This is a genomic window from Pseudoalteromonas sp. XI10 (genome assembly GCF_001469895.1).
In the GTDB taxonomy this organism is placed as follows: domain Bacteria; phylum Pseudomonadota; class Gammaproteobacteria; order Enterobacterales; family Alteromonadaceae; genus Pseudoalteromonas.
The window spans coordinates 135,162-158,397 of record NZ_LOPY01000019.1; the positions used below are offsets into that span (position 1 = coordinate 135,162).

Below are 23,236 nucleotides of genomic sequence, written 5' to 3' on the forward strand. Positions count from 1 at the left end.
TCACTAATCGGGAACAGTGCAGTCCGGTTACAAGGAAAATATTAAATACATAACAATCTAACGGAGCGTAAACGTGAATTTATCTAAAATCACATTAGCAACTCTTGCTGCTTTTGCTTTGACTCAAGCAACAAGTGCAGTAGCTGCGAACAAGAAATACCTAAACGAACAAACAGGGATTAACCAAGCTTTGCAAACCAATGCGTCATCAGTATTGAGTGCAAATCCAAATCAGTTAGTTGGTTTAGGTGCAGGGAATGATTTAGTTGTATTAAAAGAAATCAAAACCAGTAACGGCAACACCACGCGCCGTTATCAGCAGATGTATCAAGGTCTACCCGTTATCGGCGATACGGTTAGCCTAACATTTGATGATAATGGTCAATTAAAACGTGCACATGGTGCAGCGGTGTATGATATCGCCGCCGACATCGACTCAGTGTCTCCGGCACTAAACAAGAAAAAAGCAATGGCGAAAGGCCTGGCTAATTCACCTGCTGCAATTAAATCGGTTGGGTTAAAAAAGCATAATGAACAGTCACGTTTAGCAATTTGGCTTGATGAAGATAGCGTTGCACACCTAGTGTATGAAGTATCTTATGTGACTTATGGCGATAACCCATCTCGTCCGTATCAGATTATTGATGCCAACAGCGGTGAAGTTTTATTTAGCTTCGATAACTTACAACATGCTAGTGCAACAGGCCCTGGTGGTAACTTAAAAACCGGTAAATACATCTACGGTACTGACTTTGATAGTCTAGATGTTACTCAGTCTGGCAATACTTGTACGATGAATAACGCCAATGTAAGAACCATTAACTTAAATGGTAGTACAAGTGGTTCAACAGCGTATTCGTTTACATGTCCTGAAAATACCTTTAAAGAAATTAACGGTGCGTACTCGCCTTTAAATGATGCGCATTATTTCGGTAATGTAATTTTTAATATGTATAACGATTGGGTAGGCACTGCACCATTAACTTTCCAATTAAAAATGCGCGTTCATTACGGCAGTAATTACGAAAATGCGTTTTGGGATGGTAGTGCTATGACCTTTGGTGATGGTCAAAATACTTTCTATCCACTGGTAAGTCTTGACGTATCAGCGCATGAAGTAAGCCACGGTTTTACCGAGCAAAATTCTGGGCTTATTTATTCTGGTAAATCAGGTGGTTTGAATGAAGCGTTCTCTGATATGGCAGGTGAAGCGGCCGAGTTTTACATGAAAGGCTCAAATGACTGGTTAGTGGGTCAGGAAATCTTTAAAGGTAACGGTGCATTACGTTACATGAATAACCCAACCCAAGATGGCAGCTCAATTGATCATCAAAACAACTATTACTCTGGTATGGATGTACATTACAGCTCAGGTGTATTCAACAAGGCATTTTATAACCTTGCAACTACACCAGGTTGGGATACGCAAAAGGCGTTTGTTGTGATGGCGCGCGCTAACCAACTTTACTGGACTGCCAGCACAAACTGGGATTTAGCAGGTAACGGCGTGATGGATGCGGCTTGTGATTTAAGCTATGACCCAGCAGATGTTCAAGCAGCGCTTGCGGCGGTTGGTGTGACTTCGAGCTTAAGTGCGGGTAGTAGCTGTGGTACAACTGAGCCACCTCCGGGCGGTGATGAAGAGCTAACCAATGGCGTTGCACGCACAGGGATCAGTGGTGCTGCTAAAGATCAAATGTTCTTTACTCTTGAAGTACCAGCAGGTGCAACGAATTTACAATTCAATACAACTGGTGGAAGTGGTGATGCAGACCTTTACGTTATGTACGGCGCAAAACCAACACTGAGCAACTTTGATTGTAAAAGCACTTCATCTACTAGCACAGAAAGCTGCGCTATCAGTAATGTGCAAGCGGGTACTTACTACGTAATGGTAGAAGCGTGGAATCAAATTTCAGGTGTATCACTTACTGGTAGCTTTGATTCGGGCAGCGGTGGTGGTGTAACACCGATAAACCGTACTGAGTCTAACTTAAGTGTTGGCACAAATAGCTGGACTCGTTTCACGCAAGACCTAGATGCGGGTTATTCATCACTTGATGTGACTATTTCTGGTGGCTCTGGTGATGCTGACTTGTATGTGAACTTTGGTTCGCAATCGACCACCTCTAGCTATGATTGCCGTCCTTATAAAAACGGCAATAGTGAAACCTGCACATTTACAAACCCACAAGCGGGTACTTGGTATATCGACCTTCGCGGCTATCGCGCTGCAAGTGGTGTAACACTCACCATTTCGGCTAACTAGCCACCCTTTTAGGGAGCTTCGGCTCCCTTTTTTATTTTCATTAAAATGCAAATCATAAAAGGATTGATTATGACAACCCGCCTAACACAGTGCTTAGTGGGCTTTGCCACAATATCACTGAGCCAACTAAGTTATGCAGCGCAAGACGAAACAATTTGGGTCACCATTGATGCCCTTGCTGCAGAGCACTTTCAACAAGATACACTGAGTAAACGTAAATTAAACAGCAATTTTGCGATGCAAAAATCGGCTTTGAATCAAGTTAATTTTATGCGCGTTAACAAGCAGGATATCGCTGGTTTAAGTGAGTTTATGCACGATAACTATCATCGCTGCGGTGGTTTTGTAGCCCATGATTCATTAGCAGATGCAGAGCTCTATACTCAGCAATTAAATGCTGTATCTCAGACAGCTATGAATGCGAGCCTAGTAAACTACAGTATTGATAATGCCTCGACAGTTAACGCGCTAATATCATCGATTGATAGTAGTGAGCTGAGCGATACAGTTAATAGCATGATGAACTTTCATAACCGATATTATTCAGTGCAAAGTGGTGTTGATGCAGCTGATTGGTTAAAGAGCCATTGGCAGCAAATAGCCAGTAGCCGCAGTGATATAAGCGTTGAGTATTTTAACCATAGTTTTTCGCAATCATCAGTTATTGTGACCATTCCTGGTGCAGAAAAAGCAGATGAAATCGTCGTTATTGGTGGTCATTTAGACTCAATCAATCAGTCTAATCCAAGTAATGGTCGTGCTCCTGGTGCAGATGATAATGCCTCTGGTATTGCAGTGCTCACACAAACCCTCAAAGCAATTGTGGAAAATAACTACCAACCTCAGCGTACCATACAAATTATGGGGTTTGCCGCTGAAGAAGTAGGCCTTAGGGGCTCAAAAGATATTGCTCAAAGCTATAAAACACAGGGTAAGAATGTTGTAGGCATGGTGCAGTTTGATATGACTGGTAATAACGGCAGCAGCACAGATATTGTGATGATGACTGATTACACAAACTCCTCGCAAAATCAGTATTTATCGCAGTTGCTTGATGCTTACCAGCCCGCAGTGAGCTATGGCTTTGATCAATGTGGTTATGGTTGCTCAGATCATGCCTCTTGGTATCAACAAGGGTTTGCCGCCTCAATGCCATTTGAATCAACAATGAGTGATATTAACCCATTGATCCACACATCAAATGATGCCCAATTTGATGCGGCTCACGCGAGTAAATTTGCAAAATTGGCAGTGAGCTATGTTGCTGAAATGGCAAAGAACGCTGGTGATGTGGTAACTGAGCCGACTAATCAGCTTGAAAATGGCGTAGCTAAAACAGGTTTGTCGGGCGCAGCAAAAGAGCAGCTATTCTTTACGCTTGAGGTACCTGCAATGAGCAGTAACCTTGAGTTTGTAACCGAGGGCGGCTCGGGCGATGCCGATTTATACGTTAAATTTGGCAGTAAGCCGACCTTACAGGACTTTGATTGTAAAAGCACAACCTCTACAAGTAATGAAAGCTGTGTGATGTCGTCAGTTCAAACTGGCACGTATCATGTCATGGTTGAAGCGTGGAATGAGATTTCGAATGTGTCACTCACGGGAAGTTATAGCACCTCAGGTGGCGGCGAAAACGTTGACCGAACTGAGACAAACGTGAGTGTGGCTACCGGAAGTTGGCAGCGCTTTACTCAACAAATACCCGCAGGCCTAAGTAATTTAACAGTGACTATTTCTGGCGGTAGTGGCGATGCAGATTTGTATGTTAACTATGGCTCAGCGTCAACAAGTTCAAATTATCTATGTCGGCCGTACAAAAATGGTAACGAAGAAAGTTGTCAATTTGATAACCCACAAGGTGGTACTTGGTACATAGATTTACAAGGTTACCGAGCTGCATCAGGCGTTACATTAACGATTCGAGGGCAATGATTTAAATCCAATCATACTTTTAACCATGAGGAAGCCTTGCTTCCTCATTTAGTCTTGCCCTTGGCAAGTCAGTTACGTAAAATCTGCCCATCACTTTTAATCTATTGGCGAAGTTTATCAAACAACTTTTCAGTGCCACTGGCCCCCTTGCACTTTCTCTTGATGGATATACTCCTCGGCAGCCACAAATTGACATGGCTGTTGCAGTTGATGATGCCTTAAAAAAACGTCACCAATTAGTGGTTGAGGCGGGCACAGGTACGGGTAAAACCTACGCTTACTTAGCGCCTGCGTTAAAATCAAAAGGCAAAACCATCATCTCAACGGGTTCAAAAGCACTACAAGAGCAGTTGTTTCACCGTGATTTACCCAACTTAGTCAAAGCACTGAGCGCCACTAAAAAAGTTGCACTTTTAAAAGGACGTGCGAATTATTTGTGTACCTATCGCTTAAGTCAGCATGTTGCGCATGTACCAACAGATGATCCTGATGTAATGCATCAACTCGCGATGGTGGCAAAGTTTGCAAGTGAAACCCGTTCAGGCGATTTAGCAGATTGTATAGGCATAGAAGAAGACGCCAAGGTACTGCCTTATGTTAGCTCAACCGCTGATAACTGTTTGGGTAAAGAGTGCCCCGATTTTCAAGATTGCTATATTCGTAAAGCCCGCTTAAATGCCATGGAAGCTGACGTGGTGGTGATCAACCATCATTTATTCTTTGCAGATATGGCTGTAAAAGACACAGGCTTTGCTGAATTAATGCCTACGGCAGACGCCTATATTTTTGATGAGGCTCATCAGCTCAGTGAAATTGCCAGTGACTATTTTGGTGAAAGTGTTAGCACCAAAAAGCTGGTGGATTTAATAAATGACTTACGAGCAATTTACCGTGCCGATATCCCTGATATGCTGCAATTAGGTAAAACCCTCAACAAGTTAGAAACCAGCGTGGCAGATTTACGCTTGCAGTTTGGGGTTGATGGTAGCCGTGGTGATTGGCGTGAAAAGCTGGCTGATAAAGATATTTGTGCTGCACTGCACCGGGTCATTAGCGATCTCGACTTTTTATACCAAGTATTAAAGTTATGCTTAGACCGTAGCGAAAAGATAGAGCATCCGTTTGAGCGTACGCTGGCCTTTAAAGGTCAGTTAGAGCGGGTATTTGATACAGCCCAAACGGGCTATAGTTATTGGTACGAAACCACTCGCCGATACCTAACGGTAAACATTACACCGCTAAATGTATCGGCTAAATTCGCTCAGATGATGAAAGACACAGGAGCAGGTTTTGTGTTTACATCGGCGACTTTATCGGTCGATAACGAATTAGAACACTTTAACGCTAGCCTTGGCTTAAAGCCAACGCAAAGCATGATTGTTGAAAGTCCATTTGATTATCAACAACAAGCGCTACTTTGCTTACCGCGTTACTTACCTGAGTCTCATGCGAATAATATGCCCCATGCCATTATCAAGCTGACCCTTGAGTTGATTAAATCAGCAAAAGGTCGCTGTTTTGTGCTGTTTACTAGTTATCGTATGATGCACTTAGTGGCTGAAGGTTTAACCACACAAATGGATTATCCGGTTTATATGCAAGGGCAAATGTCTAAACGCATTATCCTTGAGAAGTTTACCCGTCACGGAAATGCCGTTTTACTCGGCACAGCCTCATTTTGGGAAGGCGTAGATGTTAGAGGCAGCACATTAAGTTGTGTTATCATTGATAAATTGCCGTTTGCTGCACCTGATGACCCATTATTACAAGCTAAAATGCAAGATTGCCAGTTACAAGGCAAAGACCCATTTGCACATATTCAATTACCTCAAGCGGTCATTGCATTAAAGCAAGGGGTAGGGCGACTTATTCGCGATAGTAAAGATAAAGGTGTGTTGGTTATTTGCGATAACCGCCTAGTAACACGCCATTACGGCCAAGTATTTTTAAAAAGTTTGCCACCTATGCGCCGCACGCGCGACTTAGCAATGGCAAACGCGTTTTTAGAACAGATCAATTAGAGTAACTTAGATGATTAAACACAATATTCTTGCCTTAGATGCATCAACTGAAGCTTTATCGCTGGTGCTACATTATCAAGGGCAAACATTTCATCATTTTGAAGAGTGCCCTCAGCAGCACAGCCAAAAGATTTTGCCTTTAATTGATGAGTTACTCGCAAAGGCGCAATGTAAACTAACCGATTTAGATGTGATTGGTTTTGGTCAAGGACCGGGTAGCTTTACGGGCGTGCGTATCAGTGTTGCAATTGCTCAAGGTTTAGCTTATGCCGCACGTTTACCTTTGGTTGGCGTATCAACATTGCAGATGATGGCACAACAAGCGTTTGAGCAAGACCAAGCTAACGATGTGTTTTCTGCGATTGATGCACGTATGGGTGAGATTTATTACGCTCATTATAAAGCTGATGATAATGGCTTAATGCTGCTTGTTGATGAAGAGCAAGTCATTAAACCTGAGTTGCTAACGTTACCTGAATCAACGGCGGCAGCGGTGGGTACGGGTTGGAAAACCTATCCTGCACTTGTTACAGAACTAGCAAATGTAAGTTTAAATGAAAACATTTTACTACCTGATGCGAAGTACATGCTGGCCTCGGTTGCCACTGCATTCGCTAATGGTGAAACGGTGACTGCAGCCAATGCACAGCCTAAATATGTTCGTGATACAGTGACTTGGAAAAAGCTACCAGGCAGAGAGTAACTGAAAGAATAACGGGACTTGCGTGCCCGTTAGTTATGGCACATAATTTAGTCATGTTTGATGTGGAATTACGAGTTTGACTTTACCTATTGGCTCAGGCTTTTATACCGGTGACATTCCCGGTCAATATAGCCGTAAAAATACCGTTACTGATAAGCCCAAAGCGATATCAGACCAAACGGCTGAGCAAAAATCGTCAACAGAGTATGTTAAATCAAGCCCTCAAGCTGTTGCTATTGCTGATGAATTTAAAGCTGAGTCGCAAAACTATCAGCAAACAATTTATGACAAACCAAGCAACCCAAAAACCAGTCGCGCGATTTCAACCTATACGGAATTTGCTAACTTAGAGCGCCGCGCCGAAGTGCAAAGCCTTATTGGCGTTGATGTATATGCTTAGCGAATTGGTATAAATTAATAAAAGCTAAAACTGAATTCACAAAAAAGCCTAAACAAATTGTTTAGGCTCTTTTTATGATTGGACAGTATTCAAGATAAATTACTGTTTAATATAATCAATCAGTTTGTCGGCAATCGCAGTATTGTTTTGCGAACCGTAGAAATCTTCAGCACGTTTACCATAGGCAAATACTTGTACATCAATAGCGGTGTGGCCGCCAGTAGTCCAACCTGTGAAGCTGGCATGATTGATAATATCTTTTACTGCAAGTAGTAGTGCTTTATCACCCATTTTCTTAGCTTGGCTAAGCTTAATGCTGTTTGCATCAGTAAACTCGATATCAGAATACTTTTGCCATACTGCTTTTAAGTCATCGCTTTCAAGTAAATCTTTTGTGATAGTGCCAGCAGTTGCTTTAACACCTTTAACAACGTCTGTTTCCCACTTATATTGACCATGAGCACCGAGTGTTAAGCCACCTGTTGAGTGATCGGCAGTGATAACAAGCAGAGTATCTGGGTTTTTATCTACATACGCTTTTGCTTGTTCAATCGATTTAGCAAAGTCATCCATTTCGCCCATTGCACATGCAATGTCGTTTGCATGACCACACCAGTCAATTTGGCTACCTTCGATCATCACAAAGAAACCTTTGTCGTTTTGACCATCAAGTAAATCAAGTGCTTTAGTTGTCATTTGCGTAAGGCGCGTTGGATTTTCGTCAAGCGCAAACGGTAAACCAACTTCAGCAAATAAACCAAGAGCAGGAACTTGCTTTAAGTCATTCATTGCTGCAAAGTCATCGCTGTATTGATAGCCAGCCGCTTTAAACTCTTCTACAAGGTTACGGTCTTCACGAACGTAATATTTCGTGCCGCCACCTAGCATTAAATCAACCGGTAATTTACCCGCGATTTTGTTATCGATATAGTCGTTAGCAATCTCGTCGTAGTTTCGGCGTGATTCGTTGTGTGAAGCAAAGCTTGCTGGTGTAGCGTGATTGATTTGCGAAGTAGCTACGAGTGCTGTTGTCATGCCACGCTCTTTAGCAACCTCAAGCATGGTTTTTACTGGTTTTTTATCAGTATCAACGGCAATTGCGCCATTATAACTTTTATGACCACTGCTTAGTGCTGTTGCACCTGCTGCGCTGTCTGTTACATAGGTATGATCGTCAGGGTAGGTATGTGCCATACCACGCAAAATAGTATCGAAAACAGTTGGGTCAACAACTTTAGTATTTGGATCATCTTTAAAGTAACGATATGCAGTTGTGTACGCCGGGCCCATACCATCACCAATCATATAAATGATGTTTTTTGGTGCTGATTCAGCCATTACTGAGCCTGCTGAGCATAATAATGCTAAAAGACTTAATTTTAATTTCATTGATGTAACCTTATTATTGTGCCCTTATTTATACTGCGAGGATTATTGTATACTAGCCAGACGATAAATAAACGCCTTTAAGTTGAAACGCTTAATAAATAGGAGCAATTGTGCAACCTTTTTCTTTTCAAACTGGCACTCAGGCAATGCATGGCCTAACCTTTGGTGATGGCGAAGAGGTTGTGATTGCCTTACATGGTTGGCTTGATAACGCACATAGTTACATACCTATGTTACAAAACGAGCAGATAAACCAGCGTTGGTATTGTCTTGATTTTCCTGGCCATGGTTTATCTGATTGGCGAAGTAGTGACGCCCATTATTACTTTATTGACTACATTGATGATGTATATAAGTTTATTGAGTCGCTTGATGTAACGAAAGTGCATTTAGTTGGCCATTCTATGGGCGCCATGGTCGCTGGCGTTTTTGCTAGCTGCTTCCCTGAAAAGGTGGCATCGGTAAACTTTATTGAGGGAATTGGCTGCGTTACAACCAACAGCAATGAAATGAGCGGCCAACTTCGTAAAGCAATATTAAATAGAGCGCGGGTAAACAGCAAAGGCCCTCGTGCATTTGACTCAAAAGCGCACATTATTAGTGCAAGGCTGGCAAGTGGCGACCTTGAATACCCACAAGCAGAGCTATTAATGACACGAAATAGTTACGAAAAAGCAGGTAAGTGGTATTTAACAACCGATCCTAAGCTTAAAAATCACTCAGGATTTCGCTTTGATGAGGCACAATGTATTGCAACCATCAAACAAATAAACGCACCATGTCAGCTTATCCTAGGGGATAAGGGTTACCCTTTTGTTAGAGATAACCTAGAGGCATATGGTAAATATTACAAGGAGTTAAAAATTCATGAGATACCTGGAGGTCACCATTGCCATATGCAAAGTCCTGCATTAACCTTAGAGCACATTCATGCATTTATTGGGCAGTATAAAGCAAGTTAATTGTATAATTGCACCAAATGTGGGATTATCTGCACCATTAGAGTATTTACTCCATTGAGAAACGGCCTTAGTTAGATTAAGGTTATTAAAAAAATATAATTATAAACAGGAGCTAAGAGTGGAAAAAATCTGGCTTAAACGCTACCCAGAAGGTATGCCTGAAACAATCGACCCTGAGCATTATCACTCGCTACTCGACTTGTTTGAAAAAAGTTTTGCTGACTATAGTGACCTTCCAGCCTTTACCAACATGGGTAAAGTGTTGACCTATAGTGAGTTAGACAGTGCTACAAAACGTGTTGCGTCGTACATTCAAAATGATCTTGGTCTGAAAAAAGGCGATAAAGTAGCGGTGATGATGCCGAATCTACTGCAAACGCCTGTGACTATTTTAGGTATTCTTCGTGCAGGCTGTGTAGTGGTGAACGTAAACCCACTTTACACTGTGCGTGAATTAGAGCATCAGTTAAATGACTCAGAGTCATCAGCAATTTTCATTCTTGCTAACTTTGCCGATACCCTAGAAAAAGCATTACCAAAAACCAACGTTAAGCACATTGTGGTTACCCAAGTGGGTGATATGGTGGGCGGCCTTAAAAAGCACATCGTTAACTTTGTGGTTAAGCACGTTAAGAAAATGGTGCCTAGCTACTCATTGCCAAATGTAATCAAATTTGCCGATACACTTGCTGGTAACGAAGCGAGCTATAAAAAGCCAGATGTTGATTTAAACGACTTAGCATTCTTGCAATACACAGGCGGTACAACCGGTGTATCTAAAGGTGCAATGCTATCGCATGGCAACATGGTTGGTAACCTTGAACAAGTATCAGGTTGTCTAGATAACGTGTTAGATCGCGGAAAAGAAGTGGTTATCACGGCACTGCCGCTTTATCACATCTTTGCTCTGACAGCGAACTGCCTAACATTTATGAAATACGGTGGTTTAAACGTACTTATTACAAACCCTCGTGATATGCCGGGCTTTGTAAAAGAGTTAGCACAACACAAATTTACTGCTGTAACGGGTGTAAATACGCTATTTAACGGTTTACTAAATACCCCAGGTTTTGCTGAACTTGATTTTTCAAGCCTAAAAATGTCACTTGGCGGTGGTATGGCGGTACAGCGTCCAGTTGCTGAAAAATGGCAAGCTGTAACAAAAACCAAATTAATGGAAGGTTATGGCCTAACTGAGTGTGCACCACTTGTAACAGTCAGCCCATACGACCTTGAAGGTTATAACGGTTCAATTGGTTTACCTGCTCCAAGCACTGACATTAAGCTTATGCTTGAAAATGGTGAAGAGGCAGCAAAAGGGGAGCCAGGCGAGCTTTGGGTTAAAGGCCCACAAGTTATGCAAGGTTACTATAACCGCCCAGATGCAACAGCCGAGTGCTTAAAAGACGGTTGGTTTGCAACAGGTGATATTGCAACTTACGACGATGAAGGCTTTTTCTATATTGTTGATCGTAAGAAAGACATGATTATTGTATCTGGCTTCAACGTGTTCCCAAATGAGATCGAAGAAGTTGTTGCTATGCACGATGGCGTGCTTGAAGTAGCAGCTATCGGTATCCCTCACGAGGTCAGTGGCGAACAAGTTAAAGTTTTTGTCGTGAAAAAAGATCAATCTTTAACTGAAAAAGATATAATAAAGCACTGTCGTGATAATTTAACGAACTATAAGGTGCCTAAACTCGTTGAGTTTAGAGATGAACTACCAAAAACAAACGTTGGTAAGATTCTAAGAAGAGCCTTAAAGGACGAACAAAAATAATTAAAGCCGGCATTAGCCGGCTTTTTTATGGTAAAGAAAGGGGTATAAGTGCAATATCAACTGATCGAAACTCAAAATCAATTAAATGATTTTGTAGAAAAAATAACAGGAAAACCGGTACTGGCAATTGATACCGAGTTTATGCGTCGTCGTACGCTTTACCCTGAAGTTGCACTTATTCAAGTATACGATGGTGAGCATTTAGCGTTAATCGACCCACTGGCTGAGTTGTCGCTTTTTGATTTTTGGCAAGTACTTAAAAACCCAGAGGTGTTAAAAGTATTGCATTCACCGTCAGAAGATATTGAAGTGTTTCAAAAATACGCTGGCTTTGTACCAACACCGCTGTTTGATACCCAATTTGCTCTACAAATACTAGGTCATGGAAACTGCATGGGCTTTGCGCACATGGTTAAAGAGTTGCTTGATATCGAAATAGATAAAAGTGAATCGCGCACTAACTGGCTACAGCGCCCACTAACAGAAAAGCAGCTAGATTATGCCGCTGCCGATACGTACCACTTACTGCCTTGTTTTGAAATTATTAAAAAACAAATTGATGAAGCTGGCTTTTTTGACATCGTGATCAGCGAAAGCGAGTTAGTCGCGCAAAAACGTGCTTACCAACCACCTGCAGAGCAGCTTTACAAAGATATTAAAAATGCTTGGCAATTACGACCGCACGACTTAGCTGTATTGCGCGAACTTGCCGCATGGCGCCGTGAAAAGGCAGAGCGCAAAAACCTTGCGCTTAACTTTGTGGTAAAAGAGCACAACATGGTTGAAATTGCTAAGCGTAAGCCTGCAAGTTTAAATGCGTTACGCAGAGTGCCAGGTGTTGAGCCAATGGAAGTGAACCGTTCAGGCGTAGAAATTTTAAAATGTATTGAGCGTGGTAAAGCCGTTCCTGTAAGCGAACAACCTGCACAATTAAAACGTTTAATTGATTTTCCGGCATACAAAAAAGCGGCTAAAGATATTAAACAAAAAATTACCAAAGCTGCAAAAGAGCAGGGTATTCCTGAAGATGTATTGGCTTCTAAAAAACAGATTAACCAGCTGATCAGCTGGAATTGGAAGCTCGATGCCGATGAGCGTAAAGCCGCATCAAAACCAGATCTATTCAACTCATGGCGCTATGAGTATGTGAAAGACGTACTTAAAGAGTGGCAAAATTAAGTAACCATCTCAAAGGGCTTTTTCTGCTTTGATTTGCATTAAAAGCCCTGAAACTTACTGCGTTTACGCGTTACCTCTAACCAATGCAGCAAGTTATTATCATATCGTTTAAGTCGTTGTTTTTGTTTCGACGTTAAATAATAAAATGGCGCGAATATAAAATAGCCATGACCAATGATTACCACACAATTAAAACCATATTTAGAGTATTGTTTAATTAGTTTAGTTTTGTTTGGCTCAATATGAACACTTCCAAACGCTGAACTGTAAAAAATTCCATGACGACATATAGTCAGCTCATTTTTACTGCTCAACACTAATAAAATAATTACTATTGATGTAAGCATAAAAGCCAGCAAAAGTAGGTCATAAAGTGGATGCTTTTGGGATGTCGCTTTTAGAATAGACAAAGTTAAGACGGCTAAAGTCACGAGGAACGCAAGTGTGCTTTTCTCTGAACTCTTCCTTAAATTCAATACTTTCATTCTCAGTCCTTGAGAGGCTTTTTTAATATAGTACTTCGCTACTTAGATAAAACAATCTGCCGAACAAATGAAAGTAAACGCTATTTTTAATGTTTTATTATTAATTTTTAATGCTGTGTTTTATTTAGCTTGTTGAAATTAAATAAGATGTTAAAAGTGAAGGGTGTAAGAATATATGTGAAATAGGGTGGTAGAATAAGTTTCGTTATATATCTTCATTAAGGATTATGAGTCATTGAAATGGCCAAGCTGTTCTTAGCACATATTTTTATTGAAATGAACGACGCGAGTATATTAATGTATTTAACTTTACATAAAAGATTTTAAAAAACTTGTGATAGCAATACCTTAAGTAATTTGTTAAAACTATATCAAAGAGGTAAGCCACATAACAAACCGCTGTAGATCTGGGAGGAACATGCTGGGATTAAAGAATGTGAATCGTCCTCGCTTGTTAATATAGTCACCCTTTTTGTCCCTATGCGAGATGGGTGGTACATTTAAGGATATTCCCGCAATTAATTTTGACGTTGGTATTTTTAAAATATAAACAGATGCATTGAACGGAAATTTAGGAGTGCTTTTGTGAAAGGGACTGCATTCATTCTTCTCATCGTAGCAGTTTTCGGTATTCTAAAACTCATTGCTCCGAAGATTGTGGAGTTTTTGCCTGAGTGGTAAATGGACTTATTTTTCTCATTGTATTTTTAGTTTTGTGTTTTCAATTTGGGCGATTTATCTTTAAACACCGAAGAAAGGACGATTAGCTGTTCGTTTTAAAGCGTATAACAAACAATTTAAGCCGTCGTTCGGTCGTTTCCACAGTTAGCTTACGACACTTTAGAAATAGTAAGGAATAAATTTGCTTATTAATTTTCCCAAGGTGAGTCCGACTATGCGGACTTTGTTTTCTTTAAGTGTGCTGCTAATTTTAGCTGCGCTGTTTTACTACGTGGGTCAACTTAACGTTATAAACTCAATATTGTTAAGTTTATGCAGTGTATTTCTAGTAGCTTGCTTTTTAGTTTTATCGCGTTGGAAAGCATATATTAATTTTTTGAAGCAGGTCGGTGAGAAAATCGAACGTGATAGGTTTTATAGAAATGAACACACGGTATCGGCGGTACCATTCAAAAGCCTACCAATAGCAGTTCATGCTTGTATGGATGATTCGGCCTTATTAATCAAAAAGGCAAATAGCTATATAGCTGTTAATGTTGAAAATATTCACTCGTTTGAGCCAACGGAATATTGTGGGCATCCAATTGCAAAAGTAGTTTTAGTTGAGCAAAAAGATCTGGAGTTTCCATTGTATGTACCTTGGAATGAAGAAATGGCGCAACGTACAATTTCTGAGTAAAGCTTAGAATAGAGCAATCTCACAGTACGTTTGCTATTAAACTATCTAATACCAACCCGCAATAATACTTAATCATTTTGAGGGATTAAACCTGTCGCTAACTGCGTTAAAAATTTCTCATTTAGAACAACTAAATAACGAAATTTTTGCCTTGTTATCAACGAGGTTTTATTGCCTTAAAATAGACTACTTAATTAAGCGGGTTGGTATAAGGAAACAGATTATTAGAGCTATATGCATTAAGTAATAATTGCGTGTATCTAATAGCTACACTACAATATGTGTATCAATCAGATACACAGGAGTTCACTATGGCTACTAAAACAGCACCAATAAATATGCGAGTAGAGCCATCAGTTAGAGATATAATAGATGCTGCAGCAAGTTTAATGAAATTAGACAGAACCGTTTTTATCCAAAAAGCTGCATTAGCTGAAGCACATGAAGTTATTTCTAATCATAGAGACTTTATTCTGGCTGAACAAGCGTATGATGCTTTTGAGCAGGCGCTAACTGCTGAGCCAATAAAAGACAAAGGAATGAATGAGCTATTGAATAGGAAATCACCTTGGGAATAAAGGCCCCAGAATTACTGACAGATGAGCATGTGTTAGATGTGTTTAGTTGCGGTAAACCAGAATTAGACGACTGGCTTATAAAAAAAGCGCTAAAAAACCATAAAAGAAATAACACTAGGGTGTATGTGGTTTGTGATGACAATAATAAAGTAATAGGATACTACGCCATTGCTATGGGGTCAGTGCAAAGAGAAAGCGCTTTGTCATCTCTCAAAAGAAATAGCCCCAATCCAATCCCTATGGTTGTTCTGGCAAGGCTAGCAGTTGATGAAGGATATAAAGGTCGTGGGATAGGTGTGGGCTTATTGAAGGATTGTGTCTTACGCTCTGTACACGCGATGAATGTTGTTGGTGGAGCTGGAATCTTAGTTCACGCTCTCGATGACGAAGCAAAGGCATTTTATAAAAGGTTTGGATTTAATGAATCGCCGATTGATGCTATGACTCTAATGGCGAGAGTTATTGATATCGAAGCTTCACAGACATAAAAATATGTTTTTATATAGCGCGGAGTAGTGAAACTGTAATATTAAAAATCAATGCTTTAACTCTCTCCTTCAAATTAAATCCAAGCCATGAGCTCACGTGTTTAAAGCGAGCTCATTCCTAAAAAACCTTATAAACCAAGTAAGATCTTATCTAAGTTTTGTTTTGATTTAGCAACGCTTTGTAGTGGGGTTAACCCGTTTGGATATTCTTCTTGCTCAAGCACTAACCACTTGGTGTTGCCGTGCGACTCTAAAGTATCGATGATGGCAGGCCAATCAATGTTGTTTTCGCCGATAATAGGGCTCATGTTGCTTCCCTCAATCGTACGTACTTTAATGTGCGTAGCAAGCGTGCGGTTAGGGTACTTTTTAATAAAGTAGATTGGATCTTTAGCAGCATAATTGACCCAGCCAATATCTAACTGCAATGGCATGGTCTTGGGTGTATTAGTGGCAATGTAATCCCAAAACGTTGCATTATTAAAAGCATTAAACTCTTTATTATGATTGTGAAAACCGATCTTCATATCAAAGCGGGTCGCATAATCACTGACTTTAGTAAGCTCTTTAACTAGAGATTTAACTCCCTCAGGGTGCCATGCTCTTTCATCCCAAGGTACATAAAGTGTAGTAACGCCAAGGGTCTTGTAAAACAGCAGGGTGCTATCAATAGTGTTTTCACTGAGTGCATCAAAGCCTATATGGGCACTACTGGCAACTAAGCGTAATTCACTGAGCTCTGCTTTTAAGGCTGCTGGATTATTTGTGTATGGGCCAAAGTCTCCGGCAAACTCCACGCCGTCAAACCCCATTTCGGCAAGAGACTTAAGCGTACCATGAAAGTCATTTTTTAAGGTGTCTTTGACTGACCATAGCTGTACACTCACGGGCAGTTTTGCGAATAATTGACCACTAAATACAAGGCTAATAATGAGCAATAAAATGCGGGTTTTAAACATACTTAAATCCTAAAAAAGCAGGGGAGTGACCCCCTGCACTGTGTTACAAATAACACAAGGGGGAAAGTTAATCGGTATAGGCGTACTCACTTAAACCAAGCTCAGCTAAAACCTGATCTAAATGGGCTTTTGCTTCATCAGAAGGGCCAGGGTAATCACCTGCAATAGGCACATTACCAAGGTAACCAATGTCTTTACAGCCCTCTGGCGTACAGAAAAAGGCAGCAAGCACTAACTCTTTAAAGCGTAAAAAGGCTTTACCAATTCGCTGAAATTGAGCAGGTGTTTGCTCGTTTAAAAACGCAATATCGTCTAAAATCGCGCGATGTTGCTTTTCATTAAGTGCAACAAATTGCTTTTTAAAACGAAGTTGTGCTTCATCGTTAAGCCATGCTAATGAATTTAAAATTTTAATTCTATCGCGTTGCTGGCCTTCATACGGTGCGCTCACCCATTCATTAATAACAGCCGGTACTTGTAGCTCACTGGCTGAAGGAATAGCGCCTTCGCGCGGTACAATGTAATCAGATAAAAGCGCTACTAACGTAAGCTCGTCTGCTGTTAAGGTCAGCGGCCAAGGTGATTCTGGTGGCATCACTAAATTTGGATCTTGACCATAGCCTTTAGCGGTTACAGGCTTGATATCTAAATCAGGCCAATGCTCTTTTGCAGAGACAGCAACGTCATCTTCCAGTGCTTTTGTGCAGCCAGCAGTTAAACCAACCGCCGAGCCCGCAGCTAATAGACCAAGCCATTTTAAAGACTCACGGCGGCTCATGTTAGAAACATAGTTATATGAGTCGTGTTCGTTACGATGATGCATAATTAAAGTACCCCGTTATCAATTTGTTGAGCAAGCCAAGTTGAATTACGCATTGCCAGTGTCATGATGGTGAGCGTACAGTTTTTATGAGGGTTAGAAGCAAATACACCCGCATCCATTACAAATAGGTTATTACAATCCCATGTTTGACCCCATTGATTGGTGACAGAGTCTTTCTTTGAGCTGCCCATTCGAGTGGTGCCCACTTCGTGAATGATTTCGCCACCTTTTGAAATTGCTTTTTCAGCAGGCGGGAGTTCGCCAACGGTCGCCCCCATGTTTTCTAGGATTTGCTTCGCGGTCTTTAAACCATGTTCAATTTGCTTTAATTCTCTGTCAGACCACTTAAAGTGGAACTTTGATACCGGAATACCCCATTTGTCTTTAACGTTTTCGTCAATTTCCATGTAGGTATCTTTGTTTGGTAACATCTCGCCACGCAGAGCAAAACCAACATAAGAGCCATATGCATCACGAATTTGCTGTTTAAGGGCTGGGCCATAACCTTGTTTATCACCCGATACACCTGAGCCTGGTTGTCTAAAGCCACCGCCAATTTCAAAGTGATAGCCACGTGGGAAATCTAATTCATTGTTAGCTTGTGCTTGATGACCCCACCAAGGAATAAATAAGTGATTAGCAGTATGTCCATCTTCGTTATAACGTGGGCGACCTTTGAGTGCCGGGATTTGCGCACCTAACCATGCACCTGTCGAATCCATCAAGTTTCGACCTACTTGGCCACTTGAGTTAGCAAGGCCTTTTGGGTGCTTTTTATTCTTTGAATTTAATAAAATACGCGCTGATTCACAGGCGCTAGCCGCTAAGATAACCACATCGGCATCAATAGCGTGCTCGGTAACTGAATGTTTATCAACATAGGTGACGCCAGTGACTTTACCTTGCTCATCAACTTTGACTGATTTAACCATGGCATCGGTAATGACTTTTAAGTTACCTGTGGCTTTTGCCATCGGTAATAGCGATGTCGTAGTTTGGAAAGCTGCGCCAATTGAGCAACCAGAGCCACAAGGTGTTGCATAAAAACAAGCCATGCGATCATCTTTAGGGCGGGTTAATACCGCGCGATGCATAGGTACTGCTTGAATGCCCATTTTCTTTGCAGAAGCGGCAATTAAAAGCTCAGGAACACGCGGCTTTGGTGGCGGCTGTAAAATACCTGGTGACGAGTCTGGCATATCTTCATGGCCTGTATTGGTGCCACATACACCCACAAGTTCTTCGGTTTTATCGTACCAAGGTGCTAAATCAGCGTATTCAAATGGCCAGTCGGCACCGTGACCATCTCGGCTTTTGCCTTTAAAATCGTGCTCACTAAAGCGTAATGAATAGCGGCCCCAGTGATTAGTTCGACCACCTAACATACGTGCGCGCCACCAATAAAAGTCGCTTCCTTTAGCACTTGTGTATGGCTCATCAGGTACTTGCCAGCCGCCATCAACGGTTGCATCGTAAAAGCCAAAGTTTTTGTCTTTGTTACCTGCACCCATAAGTGGGGCTTCGTTGTTACGACGAAACATCGGGCTTTCTGTTTTCGGGTCATAATTACGACCTGCTTCAAGTAATAACACTTTGTGGCCAAGTTTGGTTAACGTATATGCGGCCATTGCACCGCCAGCACCAGAGCCAACAACTAATACCTTATGTTTAAAATCAGACATATTATAGCTCCTTGATTTTTATATTTTTAAACCACACTTTGTCACCATGGTCTTGAAGCCCAATATGACCTTGTTCAGCCGTTGCAAAGTTTTTCCAAGTTGCAAACTTACTGCCTTTAACAAGGGTGTTCCATGTTGTACTGCCAATCACAATGCTGGTGGTGCTAATACCGTTTTGCCAAACTTGTAAGTGGTTGTCTTGCATTTTAATGCGTACATGGTTCCAGCTATTTGCTGGTTTGTGCGCCGCAACTGGCGCTGCAAATAAATCGTAAATTGACCCAGCTAAGTGCGAGTCAATTTCGGTATCTGGGTGTTCTTCGTTATCGATGATTTGAATTTCAGGCGCATGAGAGTAAATCATCTGTCCTGTTTCATCAGCTAACACAAAAATACCGCTATTGCCTTTGGTAGAGATTTTCCAATCAATCTGTAATTCAAAGTTTTGGTACTGTTTTTTAGTAAGCAGGTCGCCACCACCTTTGGTTAATGTCATAGCGCCATCTTCAACGACCCATGCAGGATTTAAAGATTCACTTTTAAAATTACGCCACTGCGACATATCTTTGCCATCAAATAATAACTGCCAACCAGCTTGCTTTTCTTGTTGTGTTAGCTGATTGTCAGCCGCATTAGCGAGTGCACAGCTACTAACGGTGAGCATTAAAGTCAGTGCTTTAAGAGATTTAAACATAGTGTTCCTCGACGATTTACTTGCTTAAGACGCACATTTTTCGGTGCGTTTGTTGTTATTAATTACTAAATGCAACCCAATGAATGCGACGATTAAAACAATTGGGAAGATCAGTAGGTTTTGTAATACAGCCTGTCCGGCTAAAATTTCAATTTGTTCTGCGCTTGCGCCACTTGCCTGTGCCGTTGAGCGTGCCGTATCTATCCAGCTACCAATTACAGGGTTCCAGATGCTCATAGCAAACATGCCTGCACCGCCCATTAACGACATACCCAGCGCCCCTGACTTTGGAATGTATTCTGCAACGCAGCCAAGCATGGTTGGCCAAAAGTAGGTAACGCCAAGTGCAAATAATATGGCCGCTATATAAATCATGCTGCCCTCGGCTTGGCTCATCATGAAGATACCTAAGCTTGCACAAATGGCAGAGCCAAGTAATACACCGGTAGGGTTGAGCTTATGCACAATAGGGCCTGCAAAGAAGCGACCAACTGCCATTAGGCCGGTGATCAAGGCTAACACCACCATAGGAGAGGCACCCGATGAACCTAAAATACGCTCAATCCATTGTTGTGTGCCAAATTCAGTGGTTGCGGTAAACGTCATGCAGGCAATTAAAAAGATGTATAACGGCGTAAATAAGTGGCGAATATTGCTGCTGGTAGAGTGAGTACGTGTATCAAAGCGTGGAAACTGCGCTTTGATCAGCATAGCGCCATAGATAACCGTAGGAACTAAAATTAACGCTACTTGCCATTGCCAGTTTAAACCTGCTCCCGACATAAAATTCGACGCAAGTGCGCCAATCACAATGCCACCTGGGAACCAAACATGAAAACGGTTTAACATAGTGGTGGTGTTTTTAGGGTACATTTCTGCAATCAGTGGGTTACAGCCAGCTTCAACAGCGCCGTTGGCAAAACCAATTAAAAAGGTAGAAACCAGTAAGCCCCAAAAACCATCTGCGGTGATGGTTAAAACAAGGCCAAGTAAATGACAGATAAACGCTAACGCCACTAACTTCTTCGCGCCGATGGCATTATAAATAATGCCGCCGACCATAGTCGCAACCGGAAAGCCTAAAAATGCCATGGCATTAACCCAGCCTAATTCGGTATCGGTTAGTCCAAATTCACTGCCAAGTTGACCCAAAATACCAGCTCGAATGGCAAAGGTCATAGAGGTCACAATCAGTGCTATACAGCAAAGCCGAAAGACTATGCGGTTATAATTATTGTTGTCCATATTGTGTGTCCTGTGTGTTCTATTGTTGTCGGTTTATAAACCTAAAATTCGATTATTACGCTCAGTGTTTGTTGTGCCACTGGCAAAATCGTCAAAGGCTTTGTCTGTTGGGTTTATTAAGTGTGCTTTAATAAACTCAGCGCCTTCTCTTGCCCCATCTTCTGGGTGCTTTAAGCAGCATTCCCATTCAAGTACAGCCCAACCATCAAAACCATATTGAGTTAACTTGCTGAAAATTTGCTTAAAATCTACTTGGCCATCTCCTAAAGAACGAAAACGCCCTGGTCGGTCTTGCCAGTTTTGAAACCCGCCATAAACACCTGAGCGGCCATTTGCGATAAATTCGGCATCTTTGACATGGAACGCCTTAATGCGCGAATGATAAATATCGATAAACGCTAAATAGTCGAGCTGTTGCAGTACGAAGTGGCTCGGATCATAAAGAATATTCACGCGTGGGTGATTATTGGTTGCCGCTAAAAAGCGCTCAAATGTCACACCATCATGTAGGTCTTCACCCGGATGCAATTCATAACATACGTCCACACCATGCTCGTCAAAGCAATCTAAAATAGGCAACCAACGCTTAGCTAGCTCACTAAAGCCTTGTTCAACAAGTCCTTGTGGACGCTGTGGCCACGGGTAAAAGGTATGCCATAAAAAAGAACCCGAGAACGTCGCATGGGTTGTTAAACCAAGGTTTTTACTTGCTTTAGCAGCCATCATCAGTTGCTCTGTTGCCCATTTTGTTCTCGCTGCAGGGTTGCCTTTTACATGCTCTGCGGCAAAGTTATCAAACATTTCATCGTACGCAGGGTGCACAGCAATTAACTGGCCTTGCAAATGTGTTGATAGCTCTGAAATTGTAAGTCCATATTCCATGGCAATACCAGTGACTTCATCGCAGTATTGCTGGCTTTGAGCTGCTTTTTCTAAATCGAAAATTTCAGGGTTTGAGGTTGGTAATTGAATCGCTTTGTAACCTAAACCGCTTGCCCACTCGCATAAACCTTGAAAGCTATTGAACGGGGCTTGATCTGAAATAAACTGCGCCAAAAATATTGCTGGCCCTTTGATTTTATTCATTCTTTATTATCCAATCTGTAATTTGTGCCATTTAGTATCTTGTTTAGCTGAAGCAACAACATGCTCAATAAACGCCATACCACGCACAGCCTCATTGATGCCTGGCACATCAAATGCTGAATTTGTTGCGTTATCGCCTTGCTTAAATGCATGGATCTGCGCTGCAAAATTGCTGTAAATGTTTGCAAATGCTTCAAGGTAGCCTTCTGGGTGACCGGCAGGGGCGCGCAGGGCATTTTGCGTGTCAGGGTGTAATTCACCTACGCCCGCTCTAAGTAATGTTGCGGCTTGATTGTGGCCTCGTAGCCATAAGCTATTTGGCTCAAGTTGCGACCATTCAAGACTGGCTTTATCGCCATAAATTCGCAGACGTAAGTTGTTTTCATCGCCAACAGCAATTTGGCTTGCCAGTAAAACGCCTTTACAACCATTATTGAATCTAAGTAGCACAGTGCCATCATCATCAAGGGCTCGGCCTTCAACTACATGGTTTAAATCGGCGCAAAGCTCGGTGATTTCGAGAGCAGATACATATTCGGCTAAGTTAGCTGCATGCACGCCAATATCGCCCATACAACAACTAATGCCAGCCTTACTGGTGTCTAAACGCCAGCTTGCTTGTTTTGAACCCTCGTCTTCACTTTGAGATAACCAACCTTGGGTGTACTCAACAATGACTTTACGTATGGTGCCGAGCTCGCCTGCTTTTACGCGATGCTTGGCTTCTTTGACCATAGGGTAACCGGTGTAAGTGTGGGTTAACCCATATAAAACCTGCTGCTTTGCAATGATGTTTTGTAATTGCTCTGCTTCTGCGAGAGTCAGTGTTGCAGGTTTATCTGAGAGCACATGAAAACCATGTTCAAGCGCCATTTTCGCGACCGGAAAATGCAAATGGTTTGGGGTGACAATAGCCACAAAATCAATGCGCTCATCCGCGGGTAACTTTGCTTCTTCGGTAAATAGCGTCTGGTAACTGTCGTAGCAACGGCTGCTATCAAGCCCAAGTAGTTCGCCAGTTGCTTTACATTTGTTTGCGTCTGAACTGAATGCACCTGCAACAAGCTCAATCATTCCGTCTAATCGCGCTGCAATTCGATGAATAGCGCCAATGAAGGCACCATCGCCACCGCCTACCATTGCCATGCGGATCTTAGCTTTGCTCATCTTAAGCGCTCCTAATTTAAATAGCGTTTGCTAC

Annotated in this window: 20 protein-coding genes; 11 read left to right on the forward strand and 9 right to left on the reverse strand. The window is 41.8% G+C overall.

Annotated elements, in window-relative coordinates:
• Positions 1 to 73: 73 nt before the first annotated feature.
• The 5 genes from AUR67_RS03710 (at position 74) to AUR67_RS03730 (ending at position 7,325) form a co-directional block, all read left to right on the forward strand.
• Positions 74 to 2,269 carry a M4 family metallopeptidase gene (locus AUR67_RS03710; RefSeq protein ID WP_058584172.1) on the forward strand — a complete coding sequence of 732 codons (2,196 nt, stop codon included), beginning with the start codon at positions 74 to 76 and terminating at the stop codon, positions 2,267 to 2,269.
• 69 nt (positions 2,270 to 2,338) lie between these two features.
• A complete protein-coding gene (locus AUR67_RS03715) occupies positions 2,339 to 4,201 on the forward strand; it encodes a M28 family metallopeptidase (RefSeq protein WP_058584173.1) in 1,863 nt (620 codons plus the stop codon).
• A gap of 104 nt (positions 4,202 to 4,305) precedes the next feature.
• On the forward strand, positions 4,306 to 6,222 hold the full coding sequence (locus AUR67_RS03720) for an ATP-dependent DNA helicase (RefSeq protein ID WP_054563876.1): 1,917 nt from the start codon (positions 4,306 to 4,308) through the stop codon (positions 6,220 to 6,222).
• 10 nt (positions 6,223 to 6,232) lie between these two features.
• On the forward strand, positions 6,233 to 6,925 hold the full coding sequence (tsaB, locus tag AUR67_RS03725; RefSeq protein ID WP_058584174.1) for a tRNA (adenosine(37)-N6)-threonylcarbamoyltransferase complex dimerization subunit type 1 TsaB: 693 nt from the start codon (positions 6,233 to 6,235) through the stop codon (positions 6,923 to 6,925).
• Between the two features lie 76 nt (positions 6,926 to 7,001).
• On the forward strand, positions 7,002 to 7,325 hold the full coding sequence (locus tag AUR67_RS03730; protein ID WP_058584175.1) for a hypothetical protein: 324 nt from the start codon (positions 7,002 to 7,004) through the stop codon (positions 7,323 to 7,325).
• Positions 7,326 to 7,424: 99 nt separating this feature from the next.
• Here AUR67_RS03730 and AUR67_RS03735 read toward each other — a convergent pair whose 3' ends face one another.
• Positions 7,425 to 8,714 carry an alkaline phosphatase gene (locus AUR67_RS03735; protein ID WP_054563873.1) on the reverse strand — a complete coding sequence of 430 codons (1,290 nt, stop codon included), beginning with the start codon at positions 8,712 to 8,714 and terminating at the stop codon, positions 7,425 to 7,427.
• Between the two features lie 110 nt (positions 8,715 to 8,824).
• Here AUR67_RS03735 and AUR67_RS03740 point away from each other — a divergent pair, with 110 nt between their 5' ends.
• The 3 genes from AUR67_RS03740 (at position 8,825) to rnd (ending at position 12,635) form a co-directional block, all read left to right on the forward strand.
• Positions 8,825 to 9,676 (forward strand): alpha/beta fold hydrolase, encoded by an 852-nt coding sequence (locus AUR67_RS03740; RefSeq protein ID WP_058584176.1) that lies wholly within the window; start codon positions 8,825 to 8,827, stop codon positions 9,674 to 9,676.
• A gap of 118 nt (positions 9,677 to 9,794) precedes the next feature.
• Positions 9,795 to 11,456, forward strand: coding sequence for a long-chain-fatty-acid--CoA ligase FadD (gene fadD, locus AUR67_RS03745; RefSeq protein ID WP_058584177.1), 1,662 nt, complete (start codon positions 9,795 to 9,797; stop codon positions 11,454 to 11,456).
• Positions 11,457 to 11,504: 48 nt separating this feature from the next.
• Positions 11,505 to 12,635 carry a ribonuclease D gene (gene rnd / locus AUR67_RS03750; protein ID WP_058584178.1) on the forward strand — a complete coding sequence of 377 codons (1,131 nt, stop codon included), beginning with the start codon at positions 11,505 to 11,507 and terminating at the stop codon, positions 12,633 to 12,635.
• A 38-nt stretch (positions 12,636 to 12,673) separates the two neighbouring features.
• Here rnd and AUR67_RS03755 read toward each other — a convergent pair whose 3' ends face one another.
• Positions 12,674 to 13,120: a hypothetical protein gene (locus AUR67_RS03755; protein WP_058584179.1), complete on the reverse strand. Its 447-nt coding sequence runs from the start codon at positions 13,118 to 13,120 to the stop codon at positions 12,674 to 12,676.
• Between the two features lie 862 nt (positions 13,121 to 13,982).
• Here AUR67_RS03755 and AUR67_RS03760 point away from each other — a divergent pair.
• The 3 genes from AUR67_RS03760 (at position 13,983) to AUR67_RS03770 (ending at position 15,546) form a co-directional block, all read left to right on the forward strand.
• Positions 13,983 to 14,480 (forward strand): hypothetical protein, encoded by a 498-nt coding sequence (locus AUR67_RS03760; protein ID WP_152996475.1) that lies wholly within the window; start codon positions 13,983 to 13,985, stop codon positions 14,478 to 14,480.
• Between the two features lie 311 nt (positions 14,481 to 14,791).
• The gene (locus tag AUR67_RS03765; protein ID WP_055199007.1) at positions 14,792 to 15,058 is read left to right on the forward strand and encodes a DUF1778 domain-containing protein; all 267 of its coding nucleotides are present in this window, start codon (positions 14,792 to 14,794) and stop codon (positions 15,056 to 15,058) included.
• A complete protein-coding gene (locus AUR67_RS03770) occupies positions 15,049 to 15,546 on the forward strand; it encodes a GNAT family N-acetyltransferase (RefSeq protein WP_058584181.1) in 498 nt (165 codons plus the stop codon). Before AUR67_RS03765 ends, AUR67_RS03770 begins: the two co-directional genes overlap by 10 nt.
• Positions 15,547 to 15,674: 128 nt before the next feature.
• Here AUR67_RS03770 and AUR67_RS03775 read toward each other — a convergent pair whose 3' ends face one another.
• From AUR67_RS03775 to AUR67_RS03805, 7 genes are all read right to left on the reverse strand, one after another.
• Entirely contained in the window at positions 15,675 to 16,505 is an 831-nt protein-coding gene (locus AUR67_RS03775) for a sugar phosphate isomerase/epimerase family protein (protein WP_058584182.1), read from the reverse strand.
• A 67-nt stretch (positions 16,506 to 16,572) separates the two neighbouring features.
• A complete protein-coding gene (locus AUR67_RS03780; RefSeq protein WP_058584183.1) occupies positions 16,573 to 17,328 on the reverse strand; it encodes a gluconate 2-dehydrogenase subunit 3 family protein in 756 nt (251 codons plus the stop codon).
• Between the two features lie 2 nt (positions 17,329 to 17,330).
• Positions 17,331 to 19,010 (reverse strand): GMC family oxidoreductase, encoded by a 1,680-nt coding sequence (locus AUR67_RS03785; protein ID WP_058584184.1) that lies wholly within the window; start codon positions 19,008 to 19,010, stop codon positions 17,331 to 17,333.
• Between the two features lies 1 nt (position 19,011).
• Positions 19,012 to 19,704, reverse strand: coding sequence for a DUF1080 domain-containing protein (locus tag AUR67_RS03790; protein WP_054552038.1), 693 nt, complete (start codon positions 19,702 to 19,704; stop codon positions 19,012 to 19,014).
• Between the two features lie 24 nt (positions 19,705 to 19,728).
• Positions 19,729 to 20,949 (reverse strand): MFS transporter, encoded by a 1,221-nt coding sequence (locus tag AUR67_RS03795; protein WP_058584185.1) that lies wholly within the window; start codon positions 20,947 to 20,949, stop codon positions 19,729 to 19,731.
• A gap of 33 nt (positions 20,950 to 20,982) precedes the next feature.
• Positions 20,983 to 22,035 carry a sugar phosphate isomerase/epimerase family protein gene (locus AUR67_RS03800; protein ID WP_058584186.1) on the reverse strand — a complete coding sequence of 351 codons (1,053 nt, stop codon included), beginning with the start codon at positions 22,033 to 22,035 and terminating at the stop codon, positions 20,983 to 20,985.
• Between the two features lie 6 nt (positions 22,036 to 22,041).
• A complete protein-coding gene (locus tag AUR67_RS03805; protein ID WP_058584187.1) occupies positions 22,042 to 23,202 on the reverse strand; it encodes a Gfo/Idh/MocA family protein in 1,161 nt (386 codons plus the stop codon).
• Positions 23,203 to 23,236: the final 34 nt, after the last annotated feature.

Excerpts from the sequence above, each read along its gene's own strand:
- AUR67_RS03785 (WP_058584184.1), bottom strand. The coding sequence starts at position 19,010 with ATGTCTGATTTTAAACATAAGGTATTAGTTGTTGGCTCTGGTGCTGGC.
- AUR67_RS03805 (WP_058584187.1), bottom strand. The coding sequence starts at position 23,202 with ATGAGCAAAGCTAAGATCCGCATGGCAATGGTAGGCGGTGGCGATGGT.
- AUR67_RS03755 (WP_058584179.1), bottom strand. The coding sequence starts at position 13,120 with ATGAAAGTATTGAATTTAAGGAAGAGTTCAGAGAAAAGCACACTTGCG.
- AUR67_RS03715 (WP_058584173.1), top strand. The coding sequence starts at position 2,339 with ATGACAACCCGCCTAACACAGTGCTTAGTGGGCTTTGCCACAATATCA.
- AUR67_RS03735 (WP_054563873.1), bottom strand. The coding sequence starts at position 8,714 with ATGAAATTAAAATTAAGTCTTTTAGCATTATTATGCTCAGCAGGCTCA.
- tsaB (WP_058584174.1), top strand. The coding sequence starts at position 6,233 with ATGATTAAACACAATATTCTTGCCTTAGATGCATCAACTGAAGCTTTA.
- AUR67_RS03765 (WP_055199007.1), top strand. The coding sequence starts at position 14,792 with ATGGCTACTAAAACAGCACCAATAAATATGCGAGTAGAGCCATCAGTT.
- AUR67_RS03775 (WP_058584182.1), bottom strand. The coding sequence starts at position 16,505 with ATGTTTAAAACCCGCATTTTATTGCTCATTATTAGCCTTGTATTTAGT.
- AUR67_RS03800 (WP_058584186.1), bottom strand. The coding sequence starts at position 22,035 with ATGAATAAAATCAAAGGGCCAGCAATATTTTTGGCGCAGTTTATTTCA.
- AUR67_RS03780 (WP_058584183.1), bottom strand. The coding sequence starts at position 17,328 with ATGCATCATCGTAACGAACACGACTCATATAACTATGTTTCTAACATG.
- AUR67_RS03790 (WP_054552038.1), bottom strand. The coding sequence starts at position 19,704 with ATGTTTAAATCTCTTAAAGCACTGACTTTAATGCTCACCGTTAGTAGC.
- AUR67_RS03795 (WP_058584185.1), bottom strand. The coding sequence starts at position 20,949 with ATGGACAACAATAATTATAACCGCATAGTCTTTCGGCTTTGCTGTATA.